The organism is Acinetobacter sp. TY2 (assembly GCF_046269225.1).
Lineage (GTDB): Bacteria > Pseudomonadota > Gammaproteobacteria > Pseudomonadales > Moraxellaceae > Acinetobacter.
Genome location: NZ_JBJZOR010000020.1, coordinates 1 through 21,699, shown reverse-complemented (window position 1 = coordinate 21,699; position 21,699 = coordinate 1). Strand labels below are relative to the sequence as shown.

Here is a 21,699-nt window from a genome sequence, read left to right as displayed (position 1 = left end):
TGCACTATAATTTATTTTTATAATTTGAGTCAACAGGTGTGCACTGACATTCATCGCTTAATTTATCATTATTTTTATATCGCTATTTTTGATAGACTCATCACACCACAAAAATACAGGTGTACACATGTCAATACGGGATGAACGCAAACAGCAAAGTCGTCAGGCTTTACTTGATGCGGCTTTGACATTAAGCACTTCAGGTCGTTCATTTTCCAGTATTAGTTTGCGTGAAGTAGCCAGAGAGGTTGGTTTAGTTCCAACGGCGTTTTATCGTCATTTCCAAGATATGGATGAACTTGGCAAAGAGTTAGTTGATCAAGTTGCGCTATATTTAAAAAGTGTAGTGCATCAACTTGGGCATGGCTTAGCACAGCCGAATGCTAAAGCTCAAACCAGCATGGAACACTTTTTTCATGCGGTTGATGTCTATCCACAACAGTGGATTTTTATGATTGCAGAGCGTTGGGGCGGTTCAGAAGTTGTGCGTCATTCCATTGCACGAGAAATTGAGTTTCTCAATGACGATCTTGCTAATGATCTGACCAAATTTGAGATTGTACAAAATTTTGATGATGTTGCTGATTTACGTGGACTCACCAATATTCTCATTAATCTTTCTTTTACTTGGGCAATGTCGTGGATTAGCCTCTGCCGTCAATACAAAGGTATAGAGCTTGAACTACAAAAAATGGTTCTAAAAAAGCAAGCTGTGACGCAAGTTCATTTAATTTTTAAAGGTATTTCCAATTGGGAAGGTCGTAAAGAAGTATAAAAAATGATGTAGCACGTCATTTTTCTAATCATTAAATAAAAAAGCCAATCAAAATTGATTGGCTTTTCGCTATAAGTCTAATAACTACTTCGACTTACGTTCTAAATTAACTAAATAATCAACTACTTGAGTTACTTTAGCATCTTCACCAGTAACAACATATTTACCATTTACAACCACAGCAGGAACACCTGAAAGTTGGTACTGTTGTGCAAGTTTATTTGACTCAGCCACTTTTGCAGTAATTGGGAAAGAATCATACATACTATTAAATTTTGCTTCAGGTACACCATAACGCGTTAAAAACTGAGAAAACTCTGCTTTTTGTAAAACTTGTTGACCATTTCCATTTGCATGGAAAATTGGTAAATGCGTATTTTTACGCACACCAAGCGCTTCCGTTACATAATATGCACGAGCACCTTGTTCCCAAACTTTATTCATTGCGGCAGGTGTACGCACAAAGTAAATATCTTTTGGCAATTTTTTCAGCCAAGTCTGCATATGTGGTTCTAACTTGATACAGTGAGGACATCCGTACCAAAAAAATTCACGAACTTCGATTTTACCTGGAACCGCAGATTTACCAGGGTTCTGAATCACGGTGTAATCTTTACCTGCAACATAATCTGCTGCCATTGTGTTTGCAGAAAATGCCATAACCATAGCGGCTACACCGCCAAGAATAAATTTTTTCATTACAATTTTTGTCCTCTATGCATCATCTTATATAGCTGTCATTAGCTTATCTGCTAACTATAAAACAAATATGGGAAAATCGTTTTCCTTCTGTGAAGATTTTTATACGATTCATCGCTTTTTTCAGAATTATGGTTACACTAGCACATAAACTTATTTTTGATGAAAACAATTGATTTAGAGGTGACTTGCATGTCGCAACTTAACGTTGATCCACAAGAAATTGCAAAATTTGAAGCCCTTGCGGCACTTTGGTGGGATCAGCAATCTGAGTTTCGTCCACTACATCAAATTAATCCACTACGTTTAAATTGGGTTGATGAACACGTAGGCGGTTTAAGTGGTAAAAAAATTCTCGACGTCGGCTGTGGTGGTGGTATCTTGGCTGAAAGCATGGCGCGTCGTGGTGCAGATGTTTTAGGCATCGACATGGGTGCAGCACCACTCAATGTTGCTCGTTTACATGCAGAACAAGAAAATGTAAATAATATCGAGTATCGCCAAGTTCCTGTAGAGCAACTTGCCGAAGAACAAGCAGGACAATATGACGTTGTGACCTGTATGGAAATGCTTGAACACGTACCGAATCCAGCATCCATCATTCAAGCCTGCCAAAAACTCGTCAAACCAGGTGGTCATGTCTTTTTCTCGACCATTAACCGTAATCCTAAAGCCTATTTACTGGCGATTATTGGTGCAGAATACGTTTTGCGTATGCTAAAAAAAGGTACGCATGATTATCACAAATTTATTAAACCATCAGAACTTGCACATGACATTCGTGGAGCAGGCTTAAAACTCAAAGATATGACAGGTTTACATTTTAACCCACTGACTCAAAACTATTGGTTAGCCCCAAACGTTGATGTCAACTATATGGTCTATACCGTAAACGAAGGTGTGTAATGCAAGCCGTACTTTTTGATCTTGATGGAACCTTAATTGATACTGCTGCTGACTTCATTCGCATTATTCAACAAATGTGTCGTAATGAAGATCGTACTGTTGTCGAAGCCGATCTGATTCGCACCCAAGTATCAGAAGGTGCACGAGCGATGGTGAAATTAGTTTATCCTGAACTAGAAGTGGATGACCCGATTTTTCTTGCACATCGTCAGCACTTTTTAGATTTATATGGTGCAGATATTGCGGTAAATACAGACCTTTTTGAAGGTATGTATCCCCTACTTGAACAGCTTGAACAAAATAATATTCCTTGGGGAATTGTCACCAATAAACCGCGTGGTTTAAGTGAGTTATTACTCGAAGCACTCAATTTGACGGAGCGTTGTGCAGTTTTAGTTTGCCCTGAAGATGTCAGCAAAACGAAGCCTGATCCTGAACCAATGTATTTAGCAGCAAAGCAGATTAATATCGCGCCTGAACAATGTATCTATGTGGGTGATCATCCACGAGATATTGATGCTGGGCGTCATGCAAATATGTATACCATTTTAGCAGCTTATGGCTATTTACCATTGCAACACAAAGATGATCTTGTTGCATGGCAAGCAGATGCCATCGTAAATAATGTCGTCGAATTACATCAACTCATCGAAAACTTAGTAGATATTCCATCGGCAACAGCGTAATTTAGCATTTTCAAGCATCATAAAAATTACAGGAGGTCACGCATGAAATATTCAGAATATCAACCTCGTCCCGACTTATTGAAAGATAAAATTATTCTGATCACGGGTGCAGGTGATGGAATTGGTCGTGCTGCTGCAATTAGTTATGCCCTACACGGCGCAACGGTGGTTTTGCATGGTCGCACGCTCAATAAGTTAGAAGTGATTTATGATGAAATTGAAGCTCTTGGCGCACCACAACCTGCCATTTTACCGCTACAACTTTCTACCGCTTCTGCAAGAGATTATGAATTATTAGTCGATACACTCGAACAACAATTTGGTCGCTTAGATGGAATTTTGCATAATGCTGGCATCTTAGGTGAACGTGTCCCTTTAGCACAATATCCTGAAGAGGTTTGGGATGATGTCATGGCAGTTAACTTACGCGCACCTTTTGTACTGACGCAAGAACTTTTGCCTTTATTGCAAAAATCTGAAAATGCGTCTGTTGTCTTTGCGAGTTCTGGTGTAGGTCGTGAAGCACGTGCAGAATGGGGTGCATATTCGGTTTCAAAAATTGCCATTGAAGCCGTCAGTCAGATCTTTGCTAAAGAAAATACTTATCCAAACATTCGTTATAACTGCGTTAACCCTGGTGGCACACGAACGGCAATGCGTGCCAAAGCCTATCCACAAGAAGACCCAAAAGTATTACCAACACCTGAAGCTATCATGCCTGCATATTTATATCTCATGGGTGACGACAGCTTGCATATGAATGGTCAGAGTATTGACGCCCAAGATTAAACTCTGATGATTCATTTTTATCTTACCCGATTTTGTTTATGAAATCGGGTTTTTTAATCGCTTTACCCAATTATTATTAGATTTTTAATCCATTTAACACATTGAATAAAATATTCTATGCTCTACTTATCATTCACAACATACTGAGTTAAGTAGATCCTATGAAAGACCAGAAACATAAAGTTGAAATCATTCGTTCAATTGAGCAATTTCAATTACCTCAACATTTAATCCAAGCTTTAGACAATCCTCACCATGCTAAACAAGTCATTGAAGCCGTAGATTATTTAAATTTAATGCATGAACAGTGGTATTAAGTCAGCGTATTTTCACGTTATATTGCAAAATATTCTCTTTTCATATAAATATTTACAAATTAAAATGAACTACGTCACACTCTAAAGTTCGTGATAAAACACCGTACAGTGAGGTTTTGCAGGAAATACTTTCAAGCGATTTGAAAATATGTTCTTATTATCTCTGTAGTTTTAATCGAATTACTCTTTATTCTTCACAGTTTCTCTGCATTTTGGCAGTACATTAGTCGGGTCAACAAAAATATCATCCACGAGGACATTACATGAAAAAGATAATTGCTATTTTGGCTATTTCTTTCAGTGCGTTAATGGCGAGCCATATCGCCATTGCTGGTCCACATTGGGACGATGACCGTGGCTCTGAACGTGGTGGACAAGGTAAAAAATATCGAGATTATCAACAAGATGATAATGATGATGAACTTCGTGAAAAACGCCGTGAGCGTGAAGAACGGGGTGTACGTCGTCTACAGCAACATAAGTGGCAAACAGGTTATGTGATGCCGCAACATTACCGTGGTAATAGTTATAAAGTCGATTATAAAGATACCAATTTACCAAAACCTGCTCGAAATCAACAATGGTACAAAATTAATAATGACTATATTTTAGTTGATTCAGATAGCAATAGTATTGTAAATATTCGGGGCATGTAAATTTTTTTAATACATTCAAAACTCAGTCAATGCACTGAGTTTTTTATTTTTATCATTTCTTCTAAAGCCTTGTTACAGATCTCCATAAAGCCTCCATATACTTCACAATTCAACTAAATTTCCCTCACCATTTATCTCTAATCCACACGTAATCTAAAACGATCGAAGGATGCGAACATTTAGGTGAGCGACATGAATAAAGTATTTACAGCAATTACATTTTCTCTTGGTGCACTACTTGCAACATCAAGTATGGCAGTCTCATATGATCATGACAGATATCAGAATGACCGTCATGGACAAAATCCAGGTTGGAATTCAGATCGCTATAATGATCGCCACGATCATTACGATAATAAAGATCGTTATAATCAGCAATATGCACGCTACCATTCTCGTGTAAATCCAAGCCGTGAATGGCGTTCAGGTCAAATTTTTCCAAGTCAATTAAATTCGTCACGTTATGCAGTGAGTCATAAGAGCCACCGTGATTTGTATAAACCTGGAAAATATCAACAATGGTATAAAGTGAATGGTGATTATGTTCTAGTCAATGAACGTAGTAATCGTATTATCCGCATCATGGGTTAATGACTGCAATATTGAATAAAATGAAACGACCCCAAAGCCTAAATTTAGTTTAGGCTTTTCATTGTCTCTAATGTTAAGCCGATCAAAACGCCCCTTACAAGCACTCGTTACATCATGTTCGAGTGCTTTTTTTATTTTCACTCTTCTTCTTTCTCATTTTTTGTTTAGAATCTCTATATAGAAATGGGTGATACCGAGGTAAACATGCAAACTGATCTGACTGAACCAACTCAAAGTACGACACAAAACTATGTGCATTGGTTTCGTCATTCTGCACCTTATATCAATGCACATCGTGGCAAAACCTTTGTGCTTATGTTTGGTGGTGAAGCGGTTCAGCATGAAAACTTTCAACATATTATTCATGACATTGCCCTTTTGCACTCACTCGGTATTCGCTTAATTTTAGTTCATGGCGCTCGTCCACAAATTAATGCAAATTTAAAAGCTAAGCACATCGCAAGCCCAATTCATATCAACCGCCGTATCACAACACGCGAATCTCTATCTTGCGTTATGGATGCTGTTGGTTCAATTCGCCTACAAATTGAAGCTTTACTGTCGATGGGACTTGCCAATTCACCGATGTTTGGTGCACGCATTGATGTCGTTTCAGGTAACTTCATTACCGCAAAACCTTATGGCATCCGAGATGGGATCGATTATCAACTTACAGGTGAAGTCCGCACTATTGATACCGAAGCGATTCAATGTCATTTAAATAATCATAATATTGTGGTTCTTGGACCAACAGGATATTCCACTACAGGTGAAGTGTTTAATCTTTTAGCAGAAGAAGTTGCAACACAAACTGCGATTCGACTACAAGCGGAAAAATTGATTTTTCTCGGTAACCAACAAGGTCTACTCGACGAGTTTGGACATTTACTCCGTGAAATTACACCTCATCAACTCGATCAACACATCACTAAATTTCAAGATTCCAATTTTGAAATTGCACTGCATTTACACAATGCCAAAACAGCTTCCTTGAATGGTGTACATCGGGTTCATTTGTTGCCTTATGCTTATGATGGAGCACTCATTGAGGAATTATTCACCCGAGATGGTCACGGGACAATGATTACCGATGCACATTATGAAGATGTGCGTATGGCAAATATTGGTGATGTCGGCGGGCTGATGAACCTACTCCGCCCACTTGAGGAAGAAGGCATCTTGGTCTATCGTTCACGTGAACGCTTAGAAAATGAAATTGAACAATTTGCCGTGATTGAGCGTGATGGTACTGTACTTGCATGTGCTGCTTTATATCCAATTCCAACAACCGATTCTGAGATCAAATCTGCGGAAATTGCCTGTGTTGCTGTTCATCCGAGTTATCGAAAATCGAATCGAGGAACACAAATTTTACATTTCCTTGAAGAAAAAGCACAACAATTGCAGATTCAACAACTCTTTGTTCTTACGACACGTACGGCGCATTGGTTCATCGAACACGGATTTACACCTGCAACAGTCGATGATCTTCCTGAGACACGTCAGGCGCTTTACAATTATCAGCGTAATTCAATGGTTTTTAAAAAAATGATTTAAAGCAAATCTTGTATATAACGGTGCTGTGTTAGCAGAATTTTTGCAAACCTTATTCAATTGTTTAAATTAAATTCTCTTACCGAAGGCAATAGGCAAATGTTTTAAACATCTGCCTATTTTTAATTTGAATCCATTATTTTATTTAAATTCAACAGAATAAGATAAAAATCAAAAAAAATAATGTTATGTTTTTATTGCACTTTTTAAGATAAGTTGTGCACTTTATCTTTTATCTTTTTTCCTGATAAATAATGTTGGAAAAGTTATTTTTTTTGCAATGAAAATCCCGACAGCATAAGTGAATCTTCTCCACTTTGCTGACGGACAATCTTCATGGCTCGCAATACTTCAAAATCTTTACTCAAAATCACTGCACTTAGTTTGGGTATTGCAAGCACGATGCTCCTTTCAGGATGTGACAAAAAACAAGAACAAATCACATTAAATATTGGTTATCAAAAATACGGTTTACTGCCAATTATTAAAGCCCGTGGCGACCTCGATAAAACCTTAAAAGAAAAAGGTGTCAACGTGAAATGGGTTGAATTCCCTGCCGGTCCTCAGCTTCTTGAAGGTTTAAACGTAGGAAGTGTATCTTTTGGTGAAGCGGGTGAAGCACCACCCATTTTTGCACAAGCAGCCAATGCCAATTTGGTTTATGTTGCCAACCAACCGAGTGCCCCACTTGCTGAAGCGCTGGTTGTCCCAAAAAATTCAGCCATCAAATCTGTTCAAGATTTAAAAGGCAAAAAAGTTGTTTTAAACAAAGGTTCAAATGTTCACTATTTATTATTAAAAGTGCTTGAAGCCAACCATTTAACACTCGCTGATATTGATGTGGTTTATCTACCGCCTGCCGATGCCCGTGCTGCCTTTGAAAAAGGTGCTGTAGATGCTTGGGTGATTTGGGATCCTTTCTTTGCCGCAGCTGAACAGCAACTCGGTGCAAAAGTAATTGCCAATGGTCAAAGTGCTGACGGTAAAAAATTAGTCAATAATTATCAATTTTACCTTGCTGATCGTAAATTTGCCGAAAAATACCCTGATATTTTAAAAACAGTAGTGAATGAGCTCAATACGACAACACAGTGGGTTGCACAGCATCAAACAGATGCAGCAAAACTTTTGGAAAAGCCTACGGGTCTGCCACTTGGCGTGTTAAACACCTCAATTCAACGCATGGGCTCTGGTGTTCACCCCATTTCAGATGAGGTTGCCAAAGAGCAACAATATGTTGCTGATGCATTTTATCAGCAAAAACTGATTCCCAATAAAATCAACATTAAGGCAGCAATTTTAGCCAATTAACATTCACCAATTCACTTAATAAAATGGCACTAAAAAGAGGATATAACAATGACTCAACTTGCTTTGCATCACTCATCTTCATGGTTCAAAAAAACAGGGCATGCTCTGACTACGATTATGCTTGGTTGTGCAATGTTGGGCTCATCTTCTGTTTGGGCGGTTGATCCGAGTGTAAAAGAATTACGAATTGGCTTTCAAAAAAGTTCGATTAACTTTGCGATTGCTAAACAACAAAACCTTTATGAAAAAGAATTTCCAAACGCAAAAATTTCTTGGAATGAATTTCCTGCAGGACCGCAAATTTTAGAAGCATTGGCTGTCGGTTCAATAGATGTTGGCGTAACAGGCGATACACCGCCTGTTTATGCACAAGCTGCAAAAAAACCGTTGTTTTACATTGCCTATGAAGCGGCTAAACCGTTGGCATCTGCCATTTTAGTTCCACAAAATTCAAAATTAACTCAGTTAAGCCAACTCAAAGGTAAACGCATTGCTCTACAAAAAGGTTCAAGTGCGCATTACTTATTGGTACAGGCTGTACGTAAAGCAGGCTTACAGTGGTCAGATATTCAACCCATTTGGCTCAGCCCAGCTGATGCTCGAGCAGCCTTTCAAAAAGGTGCTGTTGATGCTTGGGCAATTTGGGATCCATTTTTTGCCTCAGCGCAACTTGAAGATCACGCCAAAATTTTAGCTTCAGGACAGGGGTTAAGCCCAAATTATACATTTTATTTAGCATCCCCTGAATTTGTTAAACAGCATCCTCAAGCAGTCAAAGGCATTATTCAACAACTCAATGTTGCCGATCAATGGGTACAAGCAAATCGTATTGCAACGGCTCAAGCCATTGCAAAAAGCACAGGCTTAAAACCCCAAGTGAGTCAGACGTTTATTGATCGTCGTCCCCGCCCATCGGGTGCTGCGCCACTGTCTGCCAAAGTTATTGCTGACCAACAACAGCTCGCAAATCGCTTTACTGAACTCAAAATTATTCCAAATAGCATCGACATTAAACAAGCTGTTTGGGCAGCGAAATAGCATTTAAATATTTTTCTAAGGATGAAAGAAATGAAGATTTTTTGGTTTATTCCCACACATGGTGACAGTCGTTATTTAGGTACAAGCAAAGGTGCACGCCAAGTTGATCATGCCTATATGAAGCAAATTGCGGTTGCTGTCGATAATTTGGGTTATGAAGGTGTACTCATTCCAACAGGGCGTTCTTGCGAAGACCCATGGATCACGGCGGCGAGTCTGATTGATGCGACAAAAAATCTAAAATTCCTTGTCGCATTACGTCCAGGTGTCACTACACCTGCACTTGCAGCACGCATGGCAGCCACATTTGACCGATTATCGAATGGTCGTGTTTTGCTAAATTTAGTGACGGGTGGCGATGAACAAGAACTCAAAGGTGATGGTGTTTATGAAGATCATGCTACACGTTATAAAACCGCAGCCGAATACACCACTATTTGGCGTGAAATCTTAAAACGTTCACATACAGGCGAAAGTTTTACGTTCAATGGTGAACGACTACAAGTCGAAGATGCAAAACTTCTTTACCCACCCATTCAGCAGCCTTACCCACCACTTTGGTTTGGTGGATCTTCAGAAGATGCCATTGAACTCGCAGCAGAACAAGTCGATACCTACCTCACTTGGGGCGAGCCACCTGCATCAGTGAAAGAAAAAATTGCTGTGGTTAAAGCACGTGCTGATGCTAAAGGACGTCAATTAAATTATGGTATTCGTCTGCATGTGATTGTTCGTGAAACAAATGAACAAGCATGGCAAGCAGCTGAAGAGCTTCTGCAATATGTAGATGATGCCACCATTGCAGCGGCACAAGCAAAATTTAAAACGATGGATTCAGTTGGACAACGTCGTATGGCTGAACTACACAATGGCGACCGTAGCAAACTCGAAGTTTCACCGAACCTTTGGGCAGGTGTAGGCTTAGTTCGTGGTGGTGCAGGTACAGCGTTGGTCGGTGATCCACAAACGGTTGCTGACCGTATTCAAGAATATGCTGACCTTGGCATTAGTACTTTTATTTTCTCAGGCTATCCACACTTAGAAGAGTCTATTCGTTTTGCTGAATTGGTCTTCCCACTATTACCAATCGAAACCCGTAAAAAATTAACTCAGCCAAATTTAACCGGACCTTTTGGTGAAATTGTGGCAAATAACTACCTGCCGAATGCAACAAAAAATGAGACAACGCTAGCAAGTGTCGCTCAGCACAAAGATTCGCTGAAGGAGCTTGCATGAATGTCTTAACGCCACCAAATACTCAGCAAAAAAAATCCATGGTTTCACGTGGAACACAGCAACTTTGGCAGCGTTTGCTGCCATGGGTTGTTCCGATCCTACTTGTGACTATTTGGCAAATCGCATCTAAAACAGGATTATTACAAAGTCGTATTTTACCTGCACCTACAGCTGTCCTCTCCGCTTTTTGGACACTACTCGTCAGTGGTGAGTTATGGCAACACGTTAAAGTCAGTGCAGGCCGTGCATTGATGGGGCTTTTTGTCGGTGGAGGCTTAGGGCTAATTCTTGGGCTACTAAATGGTTCATCAAAAATAGCATCAACCTTACTTGATACAACCTTGCAAATGATCCGAAATATTCCGGCTTTAGCACTTATTCCATTGGTGATTTTATGGTTCGGTATTGATGAATCTGCAAAATTATTTCTCGTAGCAATTGGTGTATTTTTCCCTATTTATATCAATACCTATCATGGTATTCGTTCAGTTGATCCACAGTTAATCGAAATGGGAAAAAGCTACGGCTTAACTCGTTGGCAATTATACAAAGAAATTATTTTACCAGGTGCTATGCCTTCAATTTTAGTCGGTTTGCGCTTTTCTTTGGGCTTGGTTTGGGTCTTACTTATTGTTGCAGAAACTATTTCAGCTCAAGCAGGCATTGGTTACATGACCATGAATGCACGAGAGTTCTTACAAACCGATATCGTACTCGTTGGTATTTTACTGTATGCCCTACTTGGCAAACTTGCCGATGTATTTGCACAAGCACTCGAAAAATATCTTTTAAGATGGCATCCCGGCTATCAATCCTAGGCAATCTCAATCATAGGAGTCAGATCATGACCGATTTAAGTATTAGCCAATATGCCAATGATGCAGCTTCAACAAATGACGCTGCGCAAAAAAAAACAACGAAAATACACGACGAGCAAAACCTTCCATCGTCACAGCAAAATCTTGTCGGTGCAGAGATTCTAATTGAGCAACTGCATAAGTTTTATGGCGATGTTAAAGTCCTCGAAGACTTGGACTTACATATTGGTGCAGGAGAATTTGTTGCAATTGTTGGGCGAAGCGGTTGTGGTAAAAGTACCCTTCTACGTCTAATTGCAGATTTAGAACAACCAAGTTATGGCGAAATTAAATTTAAATCTTTGCAGAATTTTCGTGAAGGTATTACATCTAGTGATATTCGAGTCATGTTTCAAGACCCACGACTGTTGCCATGGAAAAATATTCTCAGCAATGCACAGCTTGGCTTGAATAAAACACATTTCCCTAAGGCGATGCAACTGCTTGAAAAAGTCGGTTTAAAAGATAAAGCTTTACTATGGCCATCACAGCTTTCAGGTGGGCAGCGTCAACGTGTTGCGCTTGCTCGTGCTTTATCGCACACCCCTCGTATTTTATTACTTGATGAGCCTTTGGGTGCACTCGATGCCCTCACCCGCTTAGACATGCAAAATCTCATTGAAAAGCTTTGGCTTGAACAGGGTTTTACCACTATTTTAGTCACGCATGATGTCAGTGAAGCAGTTCAGTTGGCAGACCGTATTATTTTGCTCGATAAAGGACGAATTGCTCAACAATTTAATGTCGATTTACCTCGCCCTCGTCAAAAAAATATGGCATTTACTAAACTTGAACAGCAAGTTTTAAATGCTGTTTTGTCTACCTAAAATTCACTTATTCAAGCATTGAATCGATTTTTTATACCGCTCATGCTTTTCGATTTAGTTTGGGTGGTGAAGTCATTAGATATACACAGGGAAAATTATATTTCACACTCCATTTAGAAAATAAATAAAGGGTTGAAATATACCGAAAATGATCCAATAACGCCTTTTATTTGAGGTCGCTCTTACCAAAAAACCTTAATTAAAAAAAATGAAAATATGATTCAAAATATTATTTTTAAACGTATTTTGTGCCCTTATTTTGTGCAACTACACACGAACATCATCGAAATAGATTAAATACATCATTCTTACTATAAATTATTCGATTTTATTTAAAAATAAGCCATTCACTTGTGCACAAATCAGACATTTTACCGTACAATTTAAAGATCATTTTGAAGATATACAGCTGAGATGGAACAAAAAAAGAGTATGCAAAAAAGGCAGCAATTACTTGCCGCCGCATTGGATGTATTTTCACTCTATGGCTTTAATGGTGCGAGCCTCGATGAAATTGCCCAAATTGCAGAAATGCATAAATCCAATATTTTTTATTATTATGAAAATAAAGAAGCATTGTATGTAGAAGTCCTCACGACTGTTATGCAGAAGTGGCTTGCGCCATTGCAAGCACTTGAAGCAGAGCTTGAGCCTGTAGAAGCACTTACGCATTATTTGATGACCAAAATTGAAACAGCAAAAACTCAACCAAAAGCCTCTCGATTATTTGCTTTAGAAGTAATTCAAGGTGCGCCACATATTTTGCCAATCTTAAAAGGTCCACTGAAAAAACTGTTTAAACGCAAAGCTAAAGTCATTTCAAATTGGCAAGAACAAGGTAAAATTTCAGCCGGAATTGATGCTGAATTACTAATTTTAAATATTTGGGGCTTAACGCAAAATTATGCCGATTTCCACACCCAAATTGAAATGGTCACAGGAAAGTCTTTACGTAATAAAAGCATGTATCAACGTATGATTGAACATACCATTCACATGATTTTATACGGTGTGATTCCACGCGATCAAAACCCGCAAACATAAATAGACCTAAAGAATTCTTTAGAATTATTTTTGGCATACGACCATAGTTCTCCTATGGTCGCCGAATTTTGAAAAATACAATCTCAGATACTTTCATATAATTCTAATAATTTCTGAGCCCCTAATAATAAATTCTCTTCCCACTCTAAATGTGCTGTATCACCTGCACCATCGGTAATATATTTGACAGAAATAAGGCGTACACCTAGTTTTTTACATACTTTTGCCAAAGCATAACCCTCCATATCGACCAAATTACACGATACTTTAGATAAACCAGTTTCAAAGCTATCCCCTGTACCGCATACACCTTGTGTCAACTGCTCAAAATAACGTTCAAATTCAATTTCAGCTGGATAATCTTGATCCATGGGTGTAACTCCCACTTCAAATCCAAGCGGTGATACGTCCATGTCACGTTGTACAAACTGCACTACTTCAACCAACTCATGTGCATTGAAATGTGAACTACCTGCTGTGCCTAGATTGAGTAAAACTTTACAGCCTGTTTGTTGAATGACCTCAAAAGCTTTAAATGCAGCATTGACCTTGCCAATACCACTGTAATGCACCTTAATACCAGCTTGTTCAAATAAGCCTTTCGACTCACTCGGTAGTGCCATAATTAAAGCGAGTTGATCTTTCATACCATACGATCCACAAAATTTTTGCTCATTTAAATGCAAAATGCACCAATCTGCAAATATCGATTGATGCATTTTATAAATAGTGAGCTTTGTCAAAGTCACTTTAAACCCAGATACTTAAACCTGCTCACGTTGTAGTAAATTTTGCAAACATGGAGAATGGAATAAATAACCTTGATACATACCACGCAATGTTTTCAGCATCACCATCCCCCATAAAGCAATCAACAAGACCGAAAGTGCTAAACCACAGTTTACGATAAAATTGACCTGCAACTGATGCCCTAAATTAAGGATGGCAAGCGTAAATACACCGAGTGGAAATGTCAGCCCCCACCAACCTAAATTAAACGGTAAACCTGTTTTCACATGACTCAATGTAGTGAGAACAGCAATAACAAACCACCACACACCAAAGCCAATAAAGATTAAACTACTTGCAATACCTGCATAGTGTAAAAAATCTGCTAAGCCATTTAAATGATAGGCTTGTAAAATATGCGGTGCTTGTGCGCCTAAAACGAGTAATGCCAATGCTCCTGTTCCGATTGGACCAAGCGCCAACCAACTGCTGATCGCAAGTTCTTTACTTGGAAGCTGATGCAAGGCTAAACGCAACAATAAAATCGTCAAAATCGCAAATGCAGGTAACACTGACATGCCCCACAACATATAACTACCAAATAAAATACCTAAAGTGGTCTGTCCCACAGCCAAATGTTGAAGCAATAAACCTCCGCTTGCTGCCGTAACTTCACATGCAACAATCGGTAGTAGCCACATCGCAGTCATGGTTTTTAACTCATGTTTTTGGCGACTAAACATTAAAAATGGAACAAAAACGCCAATCAGTACCGCCAAGAATACATCGACATACCAAAGCATTTGTGCAATCTGTATAGCAATATCACCATATAACACTACACCAAACTTTAAGAAACCATTGATAATGGTCGCAATTCCCATGGGAATTGTGCCCAAAAACAATGCCATACTTGAGTGAGTAAAAATTTGTCGTGCTTCATGCGGATAAATGAGCCATCTCAATATATAGAGCACGCTAAATAATGAAAATAAAACTATATTCATTTGCCATAATAAAGTCGCAAACATATTAATCGACTGTGAGAAAACAGAAAATTCAGCTAAAATCAATGCCACAACACCCGTCCCCATGGTGACAGTGAACCAGTTTGGTGTGAACTGTCGAATTACATCATGTCGTTGTTTAAGTTGATACAAAGGCTTTTTCATCGTCTGAACCTCTTAAGTCGATGTTTATATCTTACAAACATTCCATAATAAATAAAATTGATTAATATTTATTAAATGAATCAGCTTAATTGATATAAAACTCAATAATTCAAAAAATATTTTGAGTAAAAACACAACAACAAGACGAATCTGTGAGAATATGGCAATATATATCCTTTCAAATTTAAGCCTATTTTGAAATCATGAAGCTGTTACGTTTAAATGCTTTAGCCACTGACTTACAATTGCCCGAAACCGCAGTGACGATCGGCAATTTTGACGGTGTCCATTTGGGTCATCAAGCCATGATTTCTCAGCTTCAGCAATTTGCTGAACAGCGCCATTTAAAGACAATGGTGATGATTTTTGAGCCACAACCGCTCGAATTTTTTAAAGGTTATGATGCCCCACCTCGAATCAGTTCATTACGTGAAAAAGTAGAATATTTAGCTGAGCTTGGTGTTGATTATGTTGCGATTGCTAAATTTGACAATCAATTCCGTAGTTTAAGCGCAGAAGCATTTGCCGACTTACTCAAAAATAAACTCAATGCACAAAGCCTTATCTTGGGTGACGACTTTCACTTTGGCAAAGACCGTCAGGGCAATAGCGAATTTTTAAAACAATATGGCTTTAATGTCACCAATCTTAAGACTGTTGAATTTGACGGTGAGCGAGTCAGTTCAACACGCATTCGCCAAGTGCTACAACAAGGTAATTTAAACCTTGCAGCCAAATTACTTGGTCGTCCTTATAGCATGACAGGTCGTGTACAATATGGCGACCAGATTGGTCGTACATTGAATTTCCCAACCATCAATGTACGTATGAACCGTCATAAGCCTTGTTTAAATGGCATTTATGCGGTGGAAGTCGCATGTGAAACCACACCATTGGCAGACAAAGTTCGTGCTGCGCACCCTGAATTACACGGTGTTTCAGGCTATCATGCGCAAACACTTTTTGGTGCAGGGCATGTCGGCACACGACCAGCTATTAAGCAGGAACATCCAGAGTGGCGATTGGAAGTACATTTCCCCCAAGTTTCTGCTAATCTGTATGGTCTATTAATGCGGGTAACTTTCCTCGACTATTTACATGGCGAGTTAAACTACCCTTCGCTTGAAGCACTTCAAGCAGGAATTGATGATGATGTCGTGAAGCTCCTTGAGTTTCGCCAAAACACCCCCAAATTCCCTTTATAAACTTAACTATTTTTCTTGTAAAACGTGTCAGCAATGATGCTGATAATATTGGATGACAACTTGCATGAGCGATAAGCAAACTACTGAAAATGCAGTAGATTATAAATCTACGCTAAACCTGCCGGGTACTGAATTTGCAATGAAAGCAAATCTTGCAGTACGTGAAGCGAAATGGTTGGAAGAGTGGTATGCCGACAACATTTATCAGCAGATTCGTACATCGCGTATTGGCAAGAAAAAATATGTTCTGCATGACGGTCCTCCTTATGCCAATGGTCAAATCCATTTGGGTCATGCAGTCAATAAAGTCTTAAAAGATATCATTATCAAAAGCCGTATTATGGATGGCTTTGATGCACCATACGTGCCAGGTTGGGACTGTCATGGTTTACCAATCGAACTTAAAGTTGAAGAAAAAGTCGGTAAAGTTGGCGTTAAAGTCGATGCCTCAACTTTCCGTAAAGCCTGCCGTGAATATGCGTATACACAAGTCGAATTACAGAAAAAAGACTTTGTTCGTATGGGCGTGTTTGGCGATTGGGACAATCCATACCTGACAATGAACTTCAAACAAGAAGCTGATATTGTTCGTTCTGTCGGTGAAATTGCCAAAGCAGGTCATATTGAACCGGGTCTAAAACCAGTCAATTGGTGTTTAGATTGTGGTTCGTCATTGGCTGAAGCTGAAGTTGAATATGAAGATAAAAAATCGGATGCGATTGATGTTGGTTTCACTGTCGTTGATCTTGCTGATTTATCTGCACGTTTAGATCTAACCGTCACTGATTCAACTGACATCGTGATTTGGACAACGACGCCTTGGACGCTTCCAGCTAACCAAGCGGTTGCCCTACACGCTGAAATAGAATACCAATTAGTACAAGCAACAGGTGAAAATAAAGTTGCTCAAAACCTTATTCTTGCTAAAGATTTAGTTCAATCTGCAACTGAACGCTATGGTTTTGAAGCATTTGAAGTACTTGCTGATTTTGTCGGTAGCAAACTTGAAAACTTACAATTACAACATCCTTTAATTGCTGAACGCCAAGTGCCTGTGATTTTAGGCGAACACGTTATTGCAACGAGTGGTACAGGTGCTGTGCATACTGCGCCTGGTCATGGTGTGGACGATTATAAAGTTGGCTTAATCTACAACTTAAAAGTGGATAATCCAGTTGGTGGTAACGGTGTATATTTGCCGACTGCGCCAATTTTTGCAGGTGAGCACATTTATAAAGCCAATCCAAAAATTATTGCGACACTGACTGAGTGCAGTAAACTTTGGGCACATGTAGTGATTAAACACAGCTATCCACATTGCTGGCGCCATAAAACACCGATTATTTTCCGTGCAACACCGCAATGGTTCATCAGCATGGATGCACAAGGCTTACGCCAAAAAGCACTCAATGCGATTGAAAATGAAATCAGCTTCGTGCCTGATTGGGGTAAAAACCGAATTCAATCAATGATTGAAGGTCGTCCTGATTGGTGTATTTCACGTCAACGTACTTGGGGTGTGCCAATTCCATTCTTTGTACATAAAGATACGAATGAACTACACCCTCGTACACCTGAATTGATTGAAGAAGTTGCTCAATTGATTGAAAAAGAAGGGATTGATGGTTGGTACAACCGTGACGCAAAAGAGTTCATCGGTGATGATGCTGAATACTACAACGCTATCCGTGACACGCTTGATGTATGGTTCGACTCAGGGACTACACATTACGCAGTATTACGTGAACGTGAAGAACTGACTGATCCTGCTGATTTGTACCTTGAAGGTTCAGATCAACACCGCGGTTGGTTCCAATCATCATTACTTACATCAATTGCAATTAATGAACGTGCGCCTTACAAAGGCTTATTGACTCACGGTTTTGTAGTCGATGAAAAAGGGCGTAAAATGTCGAAATCCATCGGCAATGTGATCACGCCACAAGAAATTATTAAAGATATGGGTGCAGATGGCTTACGTTTCTGGATCGCATCTGCGGATTACCGTTATGAAATGACCGCAGGTAAAGAGATCTTTAACCGTGCGTCAGATGGATACCGTCGTATTCGTAATACCCTTCGTTTCTTGCTTGCGAACTTAAATGGTTTTGAGCCATCAAATGATTGCTTAGCGATTGATGATTTAATTGCACTTGATCAATACATCTTGCAACGTGCAACTGAAGTTCAAAAAACCATTCAACAAGCCTACGAAGAGATGAATTTCCATCTTGTGACCAATGCTTTAACCAATTTCTGTATCAATGACTTAGGTGGTTTCTATTTAGACATCATCAAAGACCGTCAATACACGACTAAAGCAGATTCTCAAGCTCGTCGTTCTGCACAAACTGCGTTGTATCATTTGGTACAAGCTTTTGTCCGTTGGATGGCACCAATCTTGACCTTTACAGCACAAGAGGCTTGGCCACTGATTCCAGGTCAAACTGAAAAGTATGTGTTCACAACAGAATGGTATGATATTCCTGTTGCATCTACAGAAAACGTCGTGACTGAAGCTGAATGGCAAACTTTGATTTCAGTAAAATCTGCAGTAAATAAATTTATCGAAACAGCACGTACAGCAAAAACTGTCGGTTCTAATTTATCTGCAAAAGTTGAACTTTGGGCAAATGAAGAATTGAAAACTGTACTTGACCGTTTAGGCGATGAATTACGTTTTGTTTTGATCACCTCTCAAGTGATCGTCAATACTTTTGATGAAACTCAAGGCGAAGCTTCTGATCTTGACGGTTTACGTGTTCAAGTTTCAGCAGCTGAAGGTGAAAAATGTGCACGTTGTTGGCATGTACTCCCAGATGTAAATACACATCTAGCACACCCAGGTCTTTGTTGTCGTTGTATTATTAACCTTCCTACAGGTCAAGGCGAAGAGAGAAAGTATGCCTAATCCAGAAAATAAGAAGGGATTATTCCAATTCTACCCACACAATTTAGTGTGGGTGGGTTTATCCATTGTCGCAATTATTTTGGATCAATGGACAAAATGGATTGCCACTGAACATCTAATTTATGGTCAGCAAAATCCAGTATTGCCCTTTTTAAATTGGACATTATTACATAACTATGGCGCAGCCTTTAGTTTCTTGTCCGATGCTGGTGGATGGCAACGTTATTTCTTTACAGGTCTTGCAGGTGTTGTTTCCATCATTTTTTTATTTTGGTTAATGCGTATGCCAAAAAAAATGATGGTTCTACCTGCTGCCATTGCTTTAATTTTAGGTGGTGCCGTCGGTAATCTAATTGACCGAGTAAGTTTGGGTTATGTCGTGGATTTTATTCATTTTTACTACAATAACAGCCACTTCCCTGCCTTTAATATTGCAGATAGCGCCATTACCTTAGGTACCATTTTATTACTTATCGATACCTTCTTTTTAGAAAAGCAACGTATCCAGCGTGCGGAAGCGCAAAATGACTGATTTAATTCATCCAAATGAAGAAACCCGTGTTGCAGAAGGCTCTAAAGTTGATCTGCATTTTTCTGTTGCCATTGAAAATGGTGTAGAAATTGATAACACACGCAGCCGTGAAGAACCTGTCAGCCTTGTTATGGGTGATGGTAGTTTACTCGCAGGTTTTGAAAAAGCACTCTTTGGTTTACGTGCCGGTGATCGCCGCACAGTAAGCCTTCCTCCTGAAGATGCTTTCGGTCCATGGAATGCTGAAAATGTACAAAAATTTGATACTGTAAAGTTTGAACAGCGCCCTGTCGAAGGTCACATGATCGAATTTGAAGACAAAGCAAAACAAAGCCTATTTGGTGTGGTGAAAACAGTAGGAGAAGACATTACTGAAGTGGATTTCAACCATCCATTAGCAGGTAAAAATATTACTTTTGAAGTTGAAATTTTCAAAGTGACACCTGCAGGTCAACAAGGTATTAAAATTTTATAAAGTCATTTTAAATGGCTAAATATCTATTAAAAAAGCTCCTTTCGGAGCTTTTTTAATTAAAACAAATCAATACTTTCAATATATTTAAAATCAGACTAATTTAAATCAATGAAATTTCCCTATTCTAAAGATCAATTAGGACTCAAAATGAATATTCAAATTATCGTGGGCAGCATCCGTGAAGGACGTGTTGCAATTAAAGTTGCAAAATGGCTGAAAAAAGAAATTCAAAACCTTGAATTTAGCACAATAAATGTTGAAATTTTAGACTTAAAAGAATGGGATTTACCATTTTTTGCAGGTAAACACTCCCCTGCTAGCGGTATTTATGACCAACCAAAACAACAAGAATGGGCAGATAAAATTGCTTCAGGGGATGCATTTATTTTCATCAGCCCTGAATATAATCAAGGCTACAGCCCTGTACTTAAAAATGCACTTGATTATATTTATAAAGAATGGCATGGAAAACCGTCTTCTTTCATTAGCTATGGTGGTAGCAATGGTACAAGTTCGATTGCACAAATACGCCTTATATGTGCAGGTTTAAGTATGATTGACTCAAATGCCGTGATTCAATTACGAGATATTTTCAGTCGTACCCATGGAGAAAGCTTTGAAGGAAATGAATTTGACAATAAAGCAGTTAAATCTGTGGTCAATAAATTGATTCAATATAGTAATGTCTAAGCACTTTATTATTAATGTAAGCTATAGCCTACAAGTATTGCTGCAACAAACAACTATTCGTACTTCATTATCAATCGTATTCTACTTGTATAGGGAACAGGAAGTTTCCCAGACAAAAAACAACAATAATTGGTCTGATTAACAGGAAGTAAGGTAGAACAGGAGTTTACCTAATACATGTATATAAAGAGAACCTCATCAGGAAGATGGGGTTCTTTTTTTTTATTACGCAGTTTTTATGAATTGAACCTTATAAGTTCATGAGATACTCAACAATCTGTTGCTGATCGGCCATTTCAGCGAGCTGTAAGGCTGTATATTCACTTTTATAATGTGCATCTGCGCCTTGCTGAATAAGTAATTGAACAATCTCGAAATAACCATTTTCAGCGGCTGCCTGCAATGCACTATAGCCTTCATCATCGGTCTGATTGGGGTCAATGCCCTGCTCAAGTAAGGCTTTCACTTGTTCAATTTCACCTAAAGAAGCGCAATAAACAAGCTGAGGAAGGTGTAATTCTTCATTATTTTCAGGGATTGGAGTGAATTTCATAGTATTTTCTAAGGTTATTCATCGTTAAATTAATTATAAGCGATAAAAAGCATTTATTTCCCATCTACTTTTCCCCTGACAATAAAAAACACCCTCTGTCTTATGACAGAGGGTGTTTTAGATTTAAAAGCTGGCGATGACTTACT

At 38.9% G+C, this 21,699-nt stretch carries 23 protein-coding genes; 19 read left to right on the top strand and 4 right to left on the bottom strand.

Annotated elements, in window-relative coordinates:
* Positions 1 to 127 precede the first annotated feature (127 nt).
* On the top strand, positions 128 to 775 hold the full coding sequence (locus ACK1JC_RS12495) for a TetR family transcriptional regulator (RefSeq protein ID WP_409512201.1): 648 nt from the start codon (positions 128 to 130) through the stop codon (positions 773 to 775).
* A gap of 84 nt (positions 776 to 859) precedes the next feature.
* On the opposite strand, the gene ACK1JC_RS12490 is transcribed toward ACK1JC_RS12495, so the two are convergent.
* Entirely contained in the window at positions 860 to 1,474 is a 615-nt protein-coding gene (locus tag ACK1JC_RS12490) for a thiol:disulfide interchange protein DsbA/DsbL (RefSeq protein ID WP_409512200.1), read from the bottom strand.
* Positions 1,475 to 1,666: 192 nt separating this feature from the next.
* On the opposite strand from ACK1JC_RS12490, the gene ubiG reads away from it, so the two are divergent.
* From ubiG to ACK1JC_RS12425, 13 genes are all read left to right on the top strand, one after another.
* Positions 1,667 to 2,380, top strand: a complete 714-nt coding sequence (gene ubiG / locus ACK1JC_RS12485) for a bifunctional 2-polyprenyl-6-hydroxyphenol methylase/3-demethylubiquinol 3-O-methyltransferase UbiG (protein WP_409512199.1) — start codon at positions 1,667 to 1,669, stop codon at positions 2,378 to 2,380.
* A complete protein-coding gene (locus ACK1JC_RS12480) occupies positions 2,380 to 3,066 on the top strand; it encodes an HAD family hydrolase (protein WP_409512198.1) in 687 nt (228 codons plus the stop codon). Before ubiG ends, ACK1JC_RS12480 begins: the two co-directional genes overlap by 1 nt.
* Positions 3,067 to 3,108: 42 nt before the next feature.
* A complete protein-coding gene (locus ACK1JC_RS12475; RefSeq protein WP_409512197.1) occupies positions 3,109 to 3,855 on the top strand; it encodes a YciK family oxidoreductase in 747 nt (248 codons plus the stop codon).
* Positions 3,856 to 4,016: 161 nt separating this feature from the next.
* Positions 4,017 to 4,172: a hypothetical protein gene (locus tag ACK1JC_RS12470; RefSeq protein WP_409512196.1), complete on the top strand. Its 156-nt coding sequence runs from the start codon at positions 4,017 to 4,019 to the stop codon at positions 4,170 to 4,172.
* A 263-nt stretch (positions 4,173 to 4,435) separates the two neighbouring features.
* Positions 4,436 to 4,828 (top strand): RcnB family protein, encoded by a 393-nt coding sequence (locus tag ACK1JC_RS12465; RefSeq protein ID WP_409512195.1) that lies wholly within the window; start codon positions 4,436 to 4,438, stop codon positions 4,826 to 4,828.
* A 192-nt stretch (positions 4,829 to 5,020) separates the two neighbouring features.
* Positions 5,021 to 5,419, top strand: coding sequence for an RcnB family protein (locus tag ACK1JC_RS12460; protein ID WP_409512194.1), 399 nt, complete (start codon positions 5,021 to 5,023; stop codon positions 5,417 to 5,419).
* Between the two features lie 204 nt (positions 5,420 to 5,623).
* Entirely contained in the window at positions 5,624 to 6,976 is a 1,353-nt protein-coding gene (argA, locus tag ACK1JC_RS12455; RefSeq protein ID WP_409512193.1) for an amino-acid N-acetyltransferase, read from the top strand.
* Positions 6,977 to 7,309: 333 nt separating this feature from the next.
* A complete protein-coding gene (locus ACK1JC_RS12450; protein WP_409512192.1) occupies positions 7,310 to 8,284 on the top strand; it encodes a sulfonate ABC transporter substrate-binding protein in 975 nt (324 codons plus the stop codon).
* A 48-nt stretch (positions 8,285 to 8,332) separates the two neighbouring features.
* Positions 8,333 to 9,322, top strand: coding sequence for a sulfonate ABC transporter substrate-binding protein (locus tag ACK1JC_RS12445; protein ID WP_409512191.1), 990 nt, complete (start codon positions 8,333 to 8,335; stop codon positions 9,320 to 9,322).
* A 30-nt stretch (positions 9,323 to 9,352) separates the two neighbouring features.
* A complete protein-coding gene (ssuD, locus tag ACK1JC_RS12440; protein ID WP_409512190.1) occupies positions 9,353 to 10,558 on the top strand; it encodes an FMNH2-dependent alkanesulfonate monooxygenase in 1,206 nt (401 codons plus the stop codon).
* Complete coding sequence (gene ssuC, locus ACK1JC_RS12435; RefSeq protein ID WP_409512189.1) at positions 10,555 to 11,376, top strand: aliphatic sulfonate ABC transporter permease SsuC; 822 nt, start codon at positions 10,555 to 10,557, stop codon at positions 11,374 to 11,376. The genes ssuD and ssuC overlap by 4 nt, the downstream gene beginning before the upstream one ends.
* A gap of 26 nt (positions 11,377 to 11,402) precedes the next feature.
* Positions 11,403 to 12,242, top strand: a complete 840-nt coding sequence (locus ACK1JC_RS12430; RefSeq protein ID WP_409512188.1) for an ATP-binding cassette domain-containing protein — start codon at positions 11,403 to 11,405, stop codon at positions 12,240 to 12,242.
* 414 nt (positions 12,243 to 12,656) lie between these two features.
* Positions 12,657 to 13,286, top strand: a complete 630-nt coding sequence (locus ACK1JC_RS12425; protein WP_409512187.1) for a TetR family transcriptional regulator C-terminal domain-containing protein — start codon at positions 12,657 to 12,659, stop codon at positions 13,284 to 13,286.
* Between the two features lie 83 nt (positions 13,287 to 13,369).
* Here the strand turns inward: ACK1JC_RS12425 and ACK1JC_RS12420 are convergent, their stop codons facing one another.
* On the bottom strand, positions 13,370 to 13,933 hold the full coding sequence (locus ACK1JC_RS12420) for a 5'-nucleosidase (protein WP_409512186.1): 564 nt from the start codon (positions 13,931 to 13,933) through the stop codon (positions 13,370 to 13,372).
* A gap of 117 nt (positions 13,934 to 14,050) precedes the next feature.
* Positions 14,051 to 15,187, bottom strand: a complete 1,137-nt coding sequence (locus tag ACK1JC_RS12415) for a TDT family transporter (RefSeq protein ID WP_409512185.1) — start codon at positions 15,185 to 15,187, stop codon at positions 14,051 to 14,053.
* Between the two features lie 203 nt (positions 15,188 to 15,390).
* On the opposite strand from ACK1JC_RS12415, the gene ribF reads away from it, so the two are divergent.
* The 5 genes from ribF (at position 15,391) to ACK1JC_RS12390 (ending at position 21,000) form a co-directional block, all read left to right on the top strand.
* Positions 15,391 to 16,392, top strand: coding sequence for a riboflavin biosynthesis protein RibF (ribF, locus tag ACK1JC_RS12410; RefSeq protein WP_409512184.1), 1,002 nt, complete (start codon positions 15,391 to 15,393; stop codon positions 16,390 to 16,392).
* Between the two features lie 64 nt (positions 16,393 to 16,456).
* Positions 16,457 to 19,303: an isoleucine--tRNA ligase gene (gene ileS / locus ACK1JC_RS12405; RefSeq protein WP_409512183.1), complete on the top strand. Its 2,847-nt coding sequence runs from the start codon at positions 16,457 to 16,459 to the stop codon at positions 19,301 to 19,303.
* Entirely contained in the window at positions 19,296 to 19,835 is a 540-nt protein-coding gene (lspA, locus tag ACK1JC_RS12400) for a signal peptidase II (RefSeq protein WP_409512182.1), read from the top strand. The genes ileS and lspA overlap by 8 nt, the downstream gene beginning before the upstream one ends.
* Positions 19,828 to 20,310: a peptidylprolyl isomerase gene (locus tag ACK1JC_RS12395; RefSeq protein ID WP_409512181.1), complete on the top strand. Its 483-nt coding sequence runs from the start codon at positions 19,828 to 19,830 to the stop codon at positions 20,308 to 20,310. The genes lspA and ACK1JC_RS12395 overlap by 8 nt, the downstream gene beginning before the upstream one ends.
* A 147-nt stretch (positions 20,311 to 20,457) precedes the next feature.
* Positions 20,458 to 21,000, top strand: coding sequence for an NADPH-dependent FMN reductase (locus tag ACK1JC_RS12390; RefSeq protein ID WP_409512180.1), 543 nt, complete (start codon positions 20,458 to 20,460; stop codon positions 20,998 to 21,000).
* Positions 21,001 to 21,250: 250 nt separating this feature from the next.
* Here the strand turns inward: ACK1JC_RS12390 and ACK1JC_RS12385 are convergent, their stop codons facing one another.
* Positions 21,251 to 21,553, bottom strand: coding sequence for an ankyrin repeat domain-containing protein (locus ACK1JC_RS12385; protein WP_409512179.1), 303 nt, complete (start codon positions 21,551 to 21,553; stop codon positions 21,251 to 21,253).
* Positions 21,554 to 21,699: the final 146 nt, after the last annotated feature.

Bases quoted from the DNA above. Each gene is read 5' to 3' on its own strand.
- ACK1JC_RS12395 (WP_409512181.1), top strand. From the start codon at position 19,828: ATGACTGATTTAATTCATCCAAATGAAGAAACCCGTGTTGCAGAAGGC.
- ACK1JC_RS12460 (WP_409512194.1), top strand. From the start codon at position 5,021: ATGAATAAAGTATTTACAGCAATTACATTTTCTCTTGGTGCACTACTT.
- ribF (WP_409512184.1), top strand. From the start codon at position 15,391: ATGAAGCTGTTACGTTTAAATGCTTTAGCCACTGACTTACAATTGCCC.
- ACK1JC_RS12475 (WP_409512197.1), top strand. From the start codon at position 3,109: ATGAAATATTCAGAATATCAACCTCGTCCCGACTTATTGAAAGATAAA.
- ACK1JC_RS12470 (WP_409512196.1), top strand. From the start codon at position 4,017: ATGAAAGACCAGAAACATAAAGTTGAAATCATTCGTTCAATTGAGCAA.
- ACK1JC_RS12450 (WP_409512192.1), top strand. From the start codon at position 7,310: ATGGCTCGCAATACTTCAAAATCTTTACTCAAAATCACTGCACTTAGT.
- ACK1JC_RS12425 (WP_409512187.1), top strand. From the start codon at position 12,657: ATGGAACAAAAAAAGAGTATGCAAAAAAGGCAGCAATTACTTGCCGCC.
- ACK1JC_RS12480 (WP_409512198.1), top strand. From the start codon at position 2,380: ATGCAAGCCGTACTTTTTGATCTTGATGGAACCTTAATTGATACTGCT.
- ACK1JC_RS12420 (WP_409512186.1), bottom strand. From the start codon at position 13,933: ATGAAAGATCAACTCGCTTTAATTATGGCACTACCGAGTGAGTCGAAA.
- lspA (WP_409512182.1), top strand. From the start codon at position 19,296: ATGCCTAATCCAGAAAATAAGAAGGGATTATTCCAATTCTACCCACAC.
- ACK1JC_RS12385 (WP_409512179.1), bottom strand. From the start codon at position 21,553: ATGAAATTCACTCCAATCCCTGAAAATAATGAAGAATTACACCTTCCT.
- ACK1JC_RS12445 (WP_409512191.1), top strand. From the start codon at position 8,333: ATGACTCAACTTGCTTTGCATCACTCATCTTCATGGTTCAAAAAAACA.
- ACK1JC_RS12495 (WP_409512201.1), top strand. From the start codon at position 128: ATGTCAATACGGGATGAACGCAAACAGCAAAGTCGTCAGGCTTTACTT.
- ACK1JC_RS12390 (WP_409512180.1), top strand. From the start codon at position 20,458: ATGAATATTCAAATTATCGTGGGCAGCATCCGTGAAGGACGTGTTGCA.
- ssuC (WP_409512189.1), top strand. From the start codon at position 10,555: ATGAATGTCTTAACGCCACCAAATACTCAGCAAAAAAAATCCATGGTT.
- ssuD (WP_409512190.1), top strand. From the start codon at position 9,353: ATGAAGATTTTTTGGTTTATTCCCACACATGGTGACAGTCGTTATTTA.
- argA (WP_409512193.1), top strand. From the start codon at position 5,624: ATGCAAACTGATCTGACTGAACCAACTCAAAGTACGACACAAAACTAT.
- ubiG (WP_409512199.1), top strand. From the start codon at position 1,667: ATGTCGCAACTTAACGTTGATCCACAAGAAATTGCAAAATTTGAAGCC.
- ACK1JC_RS12415 (WP_409512185.1), bottom strand. From the start codon at position 15,187: ATGAAAAAGCCTTTGTATCAACTTAAACAACGACATGATGTAATTCGA.
- ileS (WP_409512183.1), top strand. From the start codon at position 16,457: ATGAGCGATAAGCAAACTACTGAAAATGCAGTAGATTATAAATCTACG.
- ACK1JC_RS12430 (WP_409512188.1), top strand. From the start codon at position 11,403: ATGACCGATTTAAGTATTAGCCAATATGCCAATGATGCAGCTTCAACA.
- ACK1JC_RS12465 (WP_409512195.1), top strand. From the start codon at position 4,436: ATGAAAAAGATAATTGCTATTTTGGCTATTTCTTTCAGTGCGTTAATG.
- ACK1JC_RS12490 (WP_409512200.1), bottom strand. From the start codon at position 1,474: ATGAAAAAATTTATTCTTGGCGGTGTAGCCGCTATGGTTATGGCATTT.